Genomic DNA, 12,582 nt, shown 5'->3' on the forward strand with positions numbered 1-12,582 from the left:
TCAGCGCTTCAATTTGGGATCGAGGGCGTCGCGCAGCCCGTCGCCGAGCAGGTTGAAGGCGAGCACGGTGATCAGGATGGCAAGGCCCGGGAAGGTGACGACCCACCAGGCGCGCAGCACGAATTCGCGGGCGTCGGCGAGCATGGTGCCCCATTCCGGCGTCGGTGGCTGGGCGCCGAGACCGAGGAAGCCGAGCGCGGCGGCATCGAGGATCGCGGTGGAGACGCCGAGCGTCGCCTGCACGATCAGCGGCGCAGCGCAGTTCGGCAGGATCTCCGAGAACATCAGCCTTGCCGTCTGCGCGCCGCTGACCTGGGCGGCGACGACATAGTCCTTCGAGGATTCGGCGATGACGGCGGCGCGGGTGATGCGGACATAGTGCGGCAGCACGACGATGGCGACGGCGAGCATCGCGTTCATCAGGCCGGGGCCGAGGATGGCGACAATGACGATGGCGAGCAGCAGGCTCGGCATCGTCATCAGGATGTCCATCAAGCGCATGATCGCGATGTCGGCGATGCCCTTGAAGAAGCCGGCGACCAGGCCGAGCACGATGCCGACGACGATGGCCAGCGCAACGACGGCGATGCCGATCACCAGCGAGAGCCGCGCGCCATAGAGCAGCCGCGAGAGGATGTCGCGGCCGATCGCGTCGGTGCCGAGCGGATAGGAGAGCGAGCCGCCTTCCTGCCAGAATGGCGGCTTCAGGAAGACCGTGTTGTTGGTCAGGTTCGGATCGTGCGGGGCGATCAGCGGCGCGAACAGCGCGCAGAACAGCACGAGGGCGATGACGATGAGCCCGGCGACGGCGCCGCGATTGGCGCTGAAATAGGTCCAGAACTCGCGAACGGGATGCGGCGGCGCGACGCTGGCGGCGGGAGCTTGCAAGGTCTCGGTGCTCATGGGCGAAGGCTCCGATGGGAGCGAAGGGACGAGAAGCGGATCATCGTGCGTGCCTGATGCGCGGGTTGATCACGCCGTAGAGCAGATCGACCAAGAGGTTGACGCTCATCACGACGATGCCGAGCAGCAGCGTGCCACCCTGGAGGACGGGGTAGTCGCGCCGGCTGATCGCCTCGATCAGCCATTTGCCGACGCCCGGCCAGGAGAAGATCGTCTCGGTCAGGATCGCGCCGGTGAAGAGCGTGCCGACCTGCAGCCCGATCACGGTGACGACCGGGATCAGGGCATTGCGCAGCGCGTGCAGGGCGACGACCCGCAAGGGGGCCATGCCCTTGGCGCGGGCGGTGCGGATGTAGTCCTCGCCGAGCACCTCCAGCATGGCCGAGCGGGTCATTCGGGCGATGACGGCGAGCGGCACGGTGCCGAGCACGATCGCCGGCAGAACCAGATGCGACAGAGCCGACCAGAAGGCGTCGACATCGCCGGCGATCAGGCTGTCGATGGTGAGGAAGCCGGTGACCGGCTCGATGAAGTACTGCACCGCGATGCGCCCGGAGACCGGGGTGATGCCGAGCTGGACCGAGAACAGCAGGATCAGCAGCAGGCCCCACCAGAAGATCGGCATCGAATAGCCGGTGAGCGAGATGCCCATCACGCCATGGTCGAAGATCGAATTTCGTTTCACCGCGGCGATGATGCCGGCCGGCAGGCCGATGAGCAGCGCGAGCAGGATGGCGCAGAGCGCAAGCTCGATGGTGGCAGGGAAGAGCTGGCCGAACTCGGAGAGGACGCTGTCGCGCGTCACGATCGACTTGCCGAGATCGCCCTGCACGACACGCTCGATATAGCGGCCATACTGGACGAAGAGCGGCTGGTCGAGGCCGTACTCCTTCAGCAATTGCGCATGGCGGGCGGGGTCGATGCCGCGCTCGCCGGCCATGGTCTCAATCGGATCGCCCGGCACGAGGCGGACCAGGAAGAAGGCCAGCAGCGTGATGCCGATGAAGGTCGGGATGACGAGGCTGACCCTGGTCAGGATGAAGCGAAGCATGGTTGCGCCAGTCTTATTGGCCGGGCGTCTCGTCGCGCGGCGGCCCATCTTGTGATCTTATTCAAGTTCGAATTCAGGCGCAGCGCAAACACCAGAACGCCGCAAAGATCAAGAACGCGGCCACAAAATCGGTGGATCGCTGGGGTCAGGAAACAGATTGGCGCCTGCGCTCGACGCAAGACTCGAAAAACACTCGCGTCATACAGCGCAATATTAGGGACAGACCTGGCGCCGGCAAAGCAATGATTGCCATGCCGGCGCCAGGATTATTCGGCGCAGAGATTTATTTGCCGATCGAGACGCCGACGAATGGCTGCCCACCGAAGAAATGGATCTTGTAGTCCTTCACCTCCTTACGCACCGGCGTGAAAGCCTGGGCGTTGGCGAAGAGCAGGCCAGCGACATCTTCATGGAAGATTTCCTGGAAGCGCTTGTAGAGTTTGCCGCGCTCGGCCTGGTCGGTGATGGTGCTGGCCTTGGCGAGAGCGTCCGAAGCCTCCTTGTTGCACCAGCGCGCCCGGTTGGCGCCGGTCGCCACGCCTTCGCAGGTCCAGCCGGTGAGCAGGATCTGGCTCGGATCGGGATAGTCCCAGGTGTAGCCGAACATGCCGACCTCGTGCTCGCCGGCGCGGCCGCGCTTGAGGTATTCGCCCCATTCGAAGGTCAGGATCGTCGCCTTGACGCCGATCCTGGCCCAGTCGGCCTGGATCAATTCTGCGGCGCGGCGGCCGTTCGGCATGTAGGCGCGCACGACGGGGATGGCCCAGAGCGTCGTCTCGAAGCCGTCGGGATAGCCGGCCTCCTTGAGCAGAGCCTTGGCCTTCTCAGGATCATAGGGCCGCGGCTTGAGGTCGGCGTCATGCGACCAGAGCGAGGGTGGAACCGCTGAGGCGGTCGGCTTGCCGGTGCCCTGGTAGACGGCGTCGATGATCGCCGGGATGTTGACAGCATAGGCCAATGCCTCGCGCACGCGCTTGTCGCCGAAGGGCTTCTTCTGCTGGTTGAAGGCGAGGAAGCTCTGATCGGCGATGCTGCCCTGCAGCACGTTGATGGTCGGTTCGGTTTTCATCGCGGCCAGGTCGCCGGGATTGGGATAGCGCGCGATCTGGCATTCGCCGGAGCGGACCTTGGCGAAGCGGACGGCGGCATCGGGGGTGATCACGAAGATCAGGTCGTTGACCAGCGCCATGCGGTCGCGGTCGCCGGCGGCCTTGGTCCAGTGGTCCGGCACCGCCTTGAAGCGGATCACCGCGTCCTTCTGATAGGAGAGCAGCGAGAACGGGCCGGTGCCGATCGGAGCGAAGTCGATCTGCTCGGGCGTGCTGGCCTTGCTCATCGCTGCCGCGTATTCGGCCGAGAGGATCGACATGGGCTCGACCGAGAGTGCCGAGAGCAGCGGCGCGTTCGGCTTGGTCAGGACGATCCGGACGGTGTAGTCGTCGACCTTCTCGACCGCCTTCAGGCTCGGCTTCACGATCTCGCCGAAGAACTGGTAATTGCCGCTGCCGACCTTGGCGTAGGGGTGGCTGGGATCGAGCATGCGGTTGAACGAGAACAGCACGTCATCGGCGTTGAACTCGCGCGTCGGCGTGAAACTCTTGCTGGCGTGCCATTTCACGCCCTTGCGCAGCTTGAAGGTGTAGCTCAGCGCGTCCTGCGAGATCGTCCAGGACTCGGCCAGGCTCGGGATGATCTGCGAGCCGCCGCGCTCAGTCGCCGTCAGGCGCTCATAGATCTGCGCCGCCACGTCATAGGCGGTGTTCTGGCTGCTGAACTGCGGGTTGAGGAAGTCGGGACTGGCTTCCGAGCAGACGACGAGCGCCTGGGCGCTGGCGATGGCGGGCAGCAGCAGGGCGCCGAGGCCGAGGGCCAGAGCGAGAGGACGGGCGGATCGGGTCATGGCGATCTCTCAGGGGCAGGCAGCGGCCGGATCGGGCGCGAAGCCTCATGCCCCGTCGTCTTCCGGCCCGGGAGGGGCGCGGCCCGTGCAGGCCGCGCCGGTTGGCAAGCATCATCCGTGCCGGTGGCCGGCGCGGATGACGGGTAGGCTCGTTTGCCGAGCTTACTTGATGTCGACGCCGTAGAAGACGTGACGGCTGAACGGCGAGAGCTTGAAGTCGATGACTTCCTTGCGGACCGGCTTGAGCTGGACCGCATGGGCGATGGTGAACCAGGGAGCCTGCTCCTTGAAGATCACCTGCGCCTGCCGATAGAGCTTCTCGCGCTCGGCCTGGTCGGTGATCGTCTTGGCCTTCGTCACCAGCTCGTCGAAGGGCTGGTAGCAGAACTTGGCGACGTTGCCGCCATTGTTCTTGGAGGCGTCGCAGCCGAGCAGCGTGTGCAGGAAGTTGTCCGGATCGCCATTGTCGCCGGTCCAGCCGAACATGCCGGTCTGGTGCTCCCCCGCCTGCAGGCGCTTGCGGTATTCGCCCCATTCGAAGGTCTTGATTTCGGCCTTGACGCCGACCTTGGCGAGATCGGCCTGCATCAATTCGGCGATGCGCTTGGCGTTGGGGTTGTAGGGCCGCTGCACCGGCATCGCCCAGAGGTCGATCTCGAGGCCGTTCGGATGGCCGGCATCGGCCAGCTCCTTCTTGGCCGCCTCCGGATCGAAGGGGTCGTCCTTGATGGTCTCGTTGTAGGACCACATCGTCGGCGGGATCGGGTTGGTCGCCGCGACGCCGCTGGAGAGATAGACGGCGTCGATGATCGCCTTCTTGTTGATCGCCTTGTTGACGGCGCGGCGGACCTTGACGTCGTCGAAGGGCTTCTTGGTGGTGTTGTAGGCGAGGTAGCCGATGTTCAGGCCCGGCTGCTCCAGGATCTGGACGTTGGCGTCCTTCTTGATGGCGTCGAGATCGGCCGGGTTCGGATAGGGCATGACATGGCATTCGCCCTTCTGCAGCTTGGCCCAGCGGACCGAAGCATCAGGCGTGATCGCGAAGATGAGGTCGTCGATCTTGGCCTTGCCGGCCCAGTACTCGGGGAACGCCTTGTAGCGGATGATCGCGTCCTTCTGGTACTGCACCAGATAGAACGCGCCGGTGCCGACCGGCTCCTGGTCGAGCTTCTCGGGTGTGCCAGCCTTCAGCATCGCATCGGCATATTCCTTCGACTGCACGCCGGCATATTGCATGGCAAGGTCGGCGAGGAAGGGCGCCTCAGGCTGGTTCAGCGTGATCTTGACGGTGTAGTCGTCGACCTTCTCGACCGACTTCAGGAGCTTGGGCATGCCCATGTCGTTGAAGTAGGAGTGGTTCGAGCTGGTCACCTTGTAATAGGGGTGCGCTTCCTTCCATTGCCGCTCGAACATGAACATCACGTCGTCGGCATTGAAGTCGCGCGTCGGCTTGAAGTTCTTGTTCGAATGCCACTTCACGTTCTTGCGCAGGTGGAGCGTGTAGGTCAGGCCGTCCGGCGAGACGTCCCATTTCTCCGCCAGGGCCGGCTGAACCTTGACGCCGCCGCGCTCGAACTGGACGATGGTGTCGTAGATCTGGGTGTTGGCGTCGAAGGACGTGCCGGTGGTGTTGACGCTCGGCGCGAAATTCTCCGGGCTGCCTTCCGAGCAATAGACCAGCGTCTTGGCTGCCAGCGGCTGCGCCGCCATCAGCGCCGAGGCCGACAGCGTCGCCAGCAACAATTTCTTCATGGGATCTCTCCTTGAGCCACGCTTCGCCTCGCGAGGCGAACGTTTTCCCCTGTTGGACCGGAAGCCTCGCGGTGAAAATTCCGCCGGCCGCCTTGCCAACAGCTTATTGAAAGATGGCGGGCGCGAACAGCCGTCGGGGCTCACCCTGGGCGTGTGTTTTTGCGCCAGGGCACGCAAAACCTCATCCGGAAGACCCAGCCGGCCGGACTGGCCTTGGTCACCGGGCAAGCCTATGATATTCCAAGAGAATCATTAAGCGCCGGACCCGCCATGCGCATCTGGATCAGGAACCCGCTCGCCATCCTCGCCGAGAATGCCGGAGGCGGGGTCGTGGTCGAGGGCGGGGCGATCGTCGAGCTCGTCGCGAGCGGCGCCTATCCGGCGCTGCCGGTGACCGAGAGCTTCGATGCCTCCGGCCATGTCGTATTGCCCGGGCTGATCAACACCCACCACCATTTCTACCAGACGCTTACGCGCGCCCATCCCGCCGCGATCGATCGCGAGCTCTTCCCCTGGCTGAAGGCGCTCTATCCGCTCTGGGCGCGCTTACGGCCGGAAGATCTGCGCCTCGCGGTGCGTGCCGCGCTGGTCGAGCTGATGCTGTCAGGCTGCACCACGGCCGCCGACCACCACTATCTCTATCCGGCCGGGTTGGAGAACGCCGTCGACATCGCCGTCGAGGAGGCGCGGGTGCTCGGCATCCGCGTTACCATCTCGCGTGGCTCGATGAACCTGTCGCAGAAGGATGGCGGCCTGCCGCCCGATGAGGTCGTGCAGGACGAGGACACCATCCTCGCCGACTGCGAACGGGTGCTCGGCCTGTTCCATGATCCCAAGCCGGGCAGTATGGTGCAGATCGCGCTCGCGCCGTGCTCGCCCTTCTCGGTGACGACCTCGCTGATGGCGGCTTCGGCCGAGCTTGCGACGCGCTTCGATGCGCCGCTGCATACCCATCTCGCCGAGACGCAGGACGAGGACGCCTATTGCCTGGAGATCTACGGCAAGCGCCCGCTCGACCTGCTGGAGGAAGCGGGCTGGCTGCGGCCGAAGACCTGGCTGGCGCACGGCATCCACTTCTCCTGCGAGGAATGCGAGCGATTGGGCAAGGCCGGCGTCGGCGTCTGCCATTGCCCGACCTCGAACGGCGTGCTCGCCTCGGGCTTCTGCAAGACGCGCGAGCTGGAGGCAGCGGGTGCTCCGGTCGGCCTCGGCGTCGACGGCTCAGCCAGCAATGACGGCTCGAACCTGATGGAGGAGTTGCGCCACGCGCTGCTGGTCAACCGGCTACACTACAAGAGCGCCAGCGCGGTGACGGCACGCGATACGATCCGCTGGGCGACGGAAGGCTCGGCGCGCTGCCTGGGGCGTTCCGATATCGGCCGGATCGCACCCGGCATGCAGGCCGATCTTGCTTTCTATCGGCTCGACGAGCTGCGTTTCTCGGGCGCGCATGACCCGATCGCGGCGCTGGTGCTGTGCGGTGCGAACCGGGCCGATCGCGTCATGGTCGGCGGGCGCTGGCGGGTGATTGATGGCGAGATCCCAGGGCTCGATCTCACGAGTCTGCGCCGGGCGCATGGGCTTGCGGCGGAGCGTTACGCCTGAACCTTCTGAGACATCCGCTGCCGTCTTTCCGGGGCGCTGCGGAGCAGCGAGCCCGGAATCCATGAACACGGAAGCGGCTAGAAAAGGAGCTGCGATGGCGAGTTCTTTTCGTCATCGCCAGTGTTCATGGGTTCCGGGCTCTTCGCTGCGCGAAGCCCCGGAACGACGGCGATATCGCTCGGGATGGCTTTGCCTATTTGGAGATAGGCAGAGGGGCGACTTCTGATCTGACCAGCGGCTTCAGGAACCCAGTCAGGTCATCCGTGACGAAATGGACGTGGGCGGCTTCGACTACGGCCTGCTCCGAGGCGTCGCGGAAGGGATCGGTCGTGCGCGGCACGATCAGCACCGTCTTCATGCCGAGGTCGTTCGGCACGATCAGGTTCTTGTCGATGTCCTCGAACATCGCCGCGCGGGCTGGATCGACCGCATGCTTGGCGAGGAAATTCTCGTAGGTGGCGCGCTCGGGCTTGGGCAGGAAACCGGCCTCGACGATATCGAAGATGTCCTCGAAATGGTGGAGGATCCCAAGCTTGCCGGCGACGTTCTCGGCATGGCCGCGCGAACCATTGGTCAGGATCAGCTTGCGGCCGGGCAGGGCGGCGATCGCCGCGCCGAGATCGGGATCGGGATCGAGCAGCGACAGGTCGATGTCGTGGGCAAAGGCGAGGAAATCGTCGGGATCGACACCATGCTCCGACATCAGCCCGTTCAGGGTCGTGCCATAGCGCTCGTAATAATAGCGGCGCAGCTCGTGCGAGGAGAGGCCGTCGAGACCGAAGAGCTCGAGGAGGTACAGCGTGATCCGCTCATTGACCTGGGGCCAGACCTGCGCCTCATGCGAATAGAGCGTGTTGTCGAGGTCGAAGATCCAGTGGTCGACATGGCCGAACGCCGCCTGCTCCGGCAGGAGCGGGACGGCGGCGGTGATTGAAGCGTTCTGGTTCATTGGGTCATGTCATGTGGGGCTGACCATCATGACATGCAAGATGCTTGCAAAGTCCTTGCGACGGGGAAGTACTCCGTCTTTCCGGGGCGCTGCGTGAAGTACCGGAAAGACGGGGGTATCGCCGCTTACTTCCGGATGATCGTGCCCGAACCCGTATCGGTGAAGAGTTCGATCAGGGCCGCATGCGGGACCTTGCCGTCGAGGATGACGACGGCCTCGACGCCCTTTTCCAGCGCGTAGATGCAGGTCTCGATCTTCGGGATCATGCCGCCGGAGATGGTGCCGTCGGCGATCAGGCGCCGGCACTGCTCGATGGTGAGCTCCGGGATCAGATTCTTGTCCTTGTCGAGCACGCCCGGGACGTCGGTGAGAAGCAGCAGGCGCTTGGCACCCAGCGCACCGGCGATCGCGCCGGCGAAGGTGTCGGCGTTGACATTGTAGGTCTGGCCGTCGGCCGCGGCGCAGACCGGCGCCAGCACCGGGATCAGCTCTTCCTTGAGGATCGCCTTGAGCACGGTGGTGTCGACCGTCTCGGGTTCGCCGACGAAGCCGAGGTCGAGCACCTGCTCGATCTTCGAATCGGGATCGACGATGGTGCGGGTCGCCTTCCTGGCGAGCACCATGTTGCCGTCCTTGCCGCAGAGACCGATCGCCTTGCCGCCTTCGCGTGAGATGTAGCCGACGATCTCCTTGTTGACCGAGCCGGCCAGGACCATCTCGACGACGTCGACGGTTGCCGCATCGGTGACGCGCAGGCCTTGCTTGAACTCGGACTTGATGCCGAGCTTTTCGAGCATGCGGGCGATCTGCGGGCCGCCACCATGGCAGACCACCGGCTTCAGGCCAGATTGCTCGAGCAGCACCACGTCCTCGGCGAAATCCTCGGCGGTGGCAGCGTCGCCCATGGCGTTGCCGCCATACTTGATGACGATCACCTCCTGGTCGTAGCGCTGCATATGCGGCAGCGCCTGGACGAGCAGTTCGGCGGCTTGCGAGGGCGTGAGATTGTGAGGGGCGTTCATCGGCAGGCTCCGCGAAGGCGCAGGGAGGCAGCCGCGCCGCGCCGCGTTCTAACTGAAGACGATGGGCTGCGAAAGCGTGCCGATGCCGGTCAGGCGCGCTTGGAGAACAAGGCGGCGATGACCAGGCCGAGCCAGCCGCCGAGCATCATGAAGCCGCCGGCGGGCGCCGCGCCGAGGAAGAGCCGCTCACCATGGAAGCCGCGCATGGCGAGGTCGGCCGAAAACAGCGCGACGCCGAGGATCAGCAGCGAGATCGCGAGTCGCGCCGGCCAGTCGGCGAGCAATTCGGCGCGGCGCGCGGCGCAGGCTGCGATCACCGCAGGCGCGTGGAAGAGCAGCATCTGCCCGGCGATCTGGACATTGTCGGAGGCGCCGGAATGCGTGCCTGCCGCAAGCAGCGTCACGCCTGAAAGCCCCATCAGCATGGCGATGGTGAGGTGAATGCGGGTCGCGGTGATCATGGGCATATCCGTGTGGCTGGTCGGGCAAGGGCCCTAGCGTGCCGAGGAGGAGATGCCGCGGCTGAGGGGAAGGTCAAGCGGGTGCGGCTGTGGCATCATGCTCCAGCCGCGAGTTCAGCGTCCGCTCGGCGCGTTGCGGCTGAGTTGCGTCACCGGCGCTGGGGCGGAGCCATAGCGGCTCTGGTGCTCGAGCTCGGCATTGAGCTCGGCCCCGCCCAGCACGATCGTCGCCGAGAGCCAGAGCCAGGTCATGAATACGACGATGGTGGCGAGCGAGCCATAGGTCGCGGTGTAGCGGCCGAGCGTGCTGACATAGAAGGAGAAGCCGATCGAGGCCGCGACCCAGAGCAGGGCGGCGGCGATGGCGCCGGGCAGCACCCAGGCGAAGCGCGGCGCCTTGCGGCTCGGGCCGATCCAGTAGAGGCAGCCGATCGCAGTGATGCCGACGAGGAAGAAGGCGGGCCAGCGCAGCCAGCGGACCAGGACTTCCAGTTCGTGGCCGAAAGGAAAAAGCGCGGTTACCACCGGCAGGCTGGCGATCAGGACAAGCGCCAGGATCAGCACGACGAGCGCGCTCAGCGTCGTCGCCAGCGAGACCAGGTTGAGGCGAATGAAGCCGCGGCGTTCGCGCACGCCATAGATGATGTTGAGCGCATCGAAGGCTGCTTTCATCGCGGCATTGGCGCTCCAGACTGCGACGAGGAAACTGATCAGGAAGGTGAGGGAGAGATTGGCGGTATCCTGGCTCGACAGCCGAATCGCCTGCTCGCGGATTAATTCGCGCGCCGCCAGCGGGAAGACGATGGTGATGTCGTCGAGCTGGCCGACGATCGTCACCGGATCGGTCAGCATGCCATAGAGTGTCACCAGCAGCGACAGCGCCGGCACCAGCGAGAGCAGGGTGAAGAAGGCGACGGCGCCGGCGAGCGAGAGCACCCGCGCTTCCTGGATGCGGGCGGCGAAGCGCAGCAGCACGTCCTTCCAGCCGCGCCAGGGCAGGGAGATCGGGCTCCTGGCGCCACGCCCGCGCCTTGCCTGGCGCAGGGGCTCTCCGACTCGGCGCGAGACCAAGCCGTGGACGTAGCCGGCGACCACAGCCGCGAGCCCGGCAGCGCCCGTCAGTCGCTTGAAATAGGCCATGCGCGCTCCGGTGCAGAGGCCGTCGATCCTAGACAGCTCCGTCGTGCTGGCAACGTTGCGGTGGGCGTTTTCGTTCCGGCAGGCTAGGCGAAGTCCGGTTCGCTTAGCGGTTCATTAACCTTAACATTTTCATAATCGCGCTCCTGACGCCATCGCGGCGCCGGTCGGGTCGCCCGTCCGGAAGCAGCCCCGTTCGAGCCCGAGATTTCGATGAAGACCCTGCTCAAAGCCGCCGTTGCAGCCATCGCCCTGCTCAGTGCCGGAGCCTCGCTGGCAGCCGACCTGCGTGGCAGGGGCGTCCTGCCGCCGGCGCCGGAATTGCCGACCTTCTACAATTGGAGCGGCGTCTATCTTGGCGGCCAGGTCGGCTATTCCTGGGGCTCGGACCGGGCGAGCGAATTCGCCAGCGCCGGCCGTGTCCCGCTCGGCCGCTCCTTCGATTACAGCCCGTCCTCTTTCATCGGCGGCGCCCGTGTCGGCTTCAACTATCAGCTTGGCGCGATCGTTGTCGGTGTCGAGGGCGACATCGAGGGCATGAATGTCCACGAGGGGAAGGGCGATCTTGGTGGCACGGTTCGCGTGCGACAGGACTGGCAGGGCTCGGTACGCGCCCGCCTCGGCTACAGCCTCGACCGGATCATGATCTACGCCACTGGCGGCGTGGCCTTCACCAAACTCGAATATGCCTATGCCAGCCCGCTGGCGGGCCTGACGGAGACGATCAATTCCTCCAGGACCGGCTGGACGGTCGGCGGCGGCGTCGACTACGCCCTGACCGATAATATCATCCTCGGCCTCGACTATCGCTACACCGATTATGGCCGCTTCGACCATGTCGGGGCCGGCGCCTATCTCGGCCGCACCGTCGAGCACGAGCCCTCCGCCCATGCGGTGCGCGCCAGTCTCGCCTACAAGTTCTGAGGTTTCGCGCTTTAACCCGCCTTGCGGAACATGCCGGGCGTGATCCCGTGCACGGCGCGGAAGCTGCGCGAGAGATGGCTCTGGTCGGAAAAGCCGGCGGCGAAGGCGGCGTCGGCCAGGCCGGCGCCCTGCTGGATCAGCCGGTTGGCGTGGCGCAGGCGGCGGTCGCGGATGAAGGTGGCCGGCGTCGAGCCGGTGAGCTTCTTGAAGTCGCGGATGACCTGGAAACGGGTGACGCCGGCGGCTGCGGCGAGGGCCTGCAGGTCGATCTCGCCAGCGAGTCCTTCCTCGATCACCTCCTCATAGCGCGAAAAGCGGCGTTGCGAGCCTGAGCGATCGAGCGGCTCGGCCGGTCGATCGGTGTCGACATGCTGCAGGATCAGCCGACGCAGCGCGGTCAGCAGGGAGGTTTCCGCGCGGGTGGCTTCCGGCGAGGTCGATTCCGCATGGGCAGCAGCGAGCAGCCGGGCCAGTTCGGGGTCATCGAGGAGCGCCCGCGGGAAGAGCGGCAGATGCGTCTGACCGAGCTCGGTCGCGATGTCCGACAGCAGCGATACCGACGGGTAGAAGGTCCGGTAAGCCCAGCCCTCCTCGGCGCCGGCCTCGCCATCGTGCCACTCCTCCGGATTGACGACGAGCACTGAGCCGGCCGGGGCCAGCACCTCCTGCCGGCCGACGCGCACACGTTCGCAGCCCTCGGTGATCAACGCGATGACGTAGCCGTCATGGGTGTGGCGGTCATAGCGATGCTCGCGAAAGCGCGCCGCGAGCAGGCCGAGCTCCCGGAAGGCGGCGTGGCGCCAGAACGCCTGACTCTCCTGTCGCGGCTCGCTCATGGGTCAATCTGAGTCAATCTGGTTCAAGACGCTGCCCGGCCC

Annotated in this window: 11 protein-coding genes; 2 read left to right on the forward strand and 9 right to left on the reverse strand. The window is 65.5% G+C overall.

The features are described from left to right. The 4 genes from AC1DS0_RS07265 to AC1DS0_RS07280 all read right to left on the reverse strand — a co-directional run bounded on the left by AC1DS0_RS07265 (position 1) and on the right by AC1DS0_RS07280 (position 5,606). The gene (locus AC1DS0_RS07265) at positions 1-903 is read right to left on the reverse strand and encodes an ABC transporter permease subunit (RefSeq protein WP_476813704.1); all 903 of its coding nucleotides are present in this window, start codon (positions 901-903) and stop codon (positions 1-3) included. Positions 904-943: 40 nt separating this feature from the next. Next, the gene (locus AC1DS0_RS07270) at positions 944-1,954 is read right to left on the reverse strand and encodes an ABC transporter permease subunit (protein ID WP_476813705.1); all 1,011 of its coding nucleotides are present in this window, start codon (positions 1,952-1,954) and stop codon (positions 944-946) included. Between the two features lie 283 nt (positions 1,955-2,237). After that, positions 2,238-3,854, reverse strand: a complete 1,617-nt coding sequence (locus AC1DS0_RS07275; protein WP_476813706.1) for an ABC transporter substrate-binding protein — start codon at positions 3,852-3,854, stop codon at positions 2,238-2,240. A gap of 162 nt (positions 3,855-4,016) precedes the next feature. Then, positions 4,017-5,606, reverse strand: a complete 1,590-nt coding sequence (locus AC1DS0_RS07280; protein WP_476813707.1) for an ABC transporter substrate-binding protein — start codon at positions 5,604-5,606, stop codon at positions 4,017-4,019. 270 nt (positions 5,607-5,876) lie between these two features. Between AC1DS0_RS07280 and AC1DS0_RS07285 the strand changes: the two genes are divergently transcribed. Further along, positions 5,877-7,211, forward strand: coding sequence for an 8-oxoguanine deaminase (locus AC1DS0_RS07285; RefSeq protein ID WP_476813708.1), 1,335 nt, complete (start codon positions 5,877-5,879; stop codon positions 7,209-7,211). A gap of 193 nt (positions 7,212-7,404) precedes the next feature. Here the strand turns inward: AC1DS0_RS07285 and AC1DS0_RS07290 are convergent, their stop codons facing one another. The 4 genes from AC1DS0_RS07290 to AC1DS0_RS07305 all read right to left on the reverse strand — a co-directional run bounded on the left by AC1DS0_RS07290 (position 7,405) and on the right by AC1DS0_RS07305 (position 10,783). Further along, positions 7,405-8,160, reverse strand: a complete 756-nt coding sequence (locus tag AC1DS0_RS07290; RefSeq protein WP_476813709.1) for a pyrimidine 5'-nucleotidase — start codon at positions 8,158-8,160, stop codon at positions 7,405-7,407. 125 nt (positions 8,161-8,285) lie between these two features. Continuing rightward, positions 8,286-9,182: an acetylglutamate kinase gene (argB, locus tag AC1DS0_RS07295; RefSeq protein WP_476813710.1), complete on the reverse strand. Its 897-nt coding sequence runs from the start codon at positions 9,180-9,182 to the stop codon at positions 8,286-8,288. A gap of 89 nt (positions 9,183-9,271) precedes the next feature. Next, positions 9,272-9,643, reverse strand: a complete 372-nt coding sequence (locus tag AC1DS0_RS07300; protein ID WP_476813711.1) for a DUF423 domain-containing protein — start codon at positions 9,641-9,643, stop codon at positions 9,272-9,274. Positions 9,644-9,757: 114 nt separating this feature from the next. Next, complete coding sequence (locus AC1DS0_RS07305; protein ID WP_476813712.1) at positions 9,758-10,783, reverse strand: YihY/virulence factor BrkB family protein; 1,026 nt, start codon at positions 10,781-10,783, stop codon at positions 9,758-9,760. A gap of 210 nt (positions 10,784-10,993) precedes the next feature. On the opposite strand from AC1DS0_RS07305, the gene AC1DS0_RS07310 reads away from it, so the two are divergent. Next, the gene (locus tag AC1DS0_RS07310; protein WP_476813713.1) at positions 10,994-11,704 is read left to right on the forward strand and encodes an outer membrane protein; all 711 of its coding nucleotides are present in this window, start codon (positions 10,994-10,996) and stop codon (positions 11,702-11,704) included. 11 nt (positions 11,705-11,715) lie between these two features. On the opposite strand, the gene AC1DS0_RS07315 is transcribed toward AC1DS0_RS07310, so the two are convergent. Then, on the reverse strand, positions 11,716-12,540 hold the full coding sequence (locus tag AC1DS0_RS07315; protein ID WP_476813714.1) for an AraC family transcriptional regulator: 825 nt from the start codon (positions 12,538-12,540) through the stop codon (positions 11,716-11,718). Between the last annotated feature and the right edge of the window lie 42 nt (positions 12,541-12,582).

It is taken from the genome of Allobosea sp. P4_H5 (assembly GCF_056400825.1).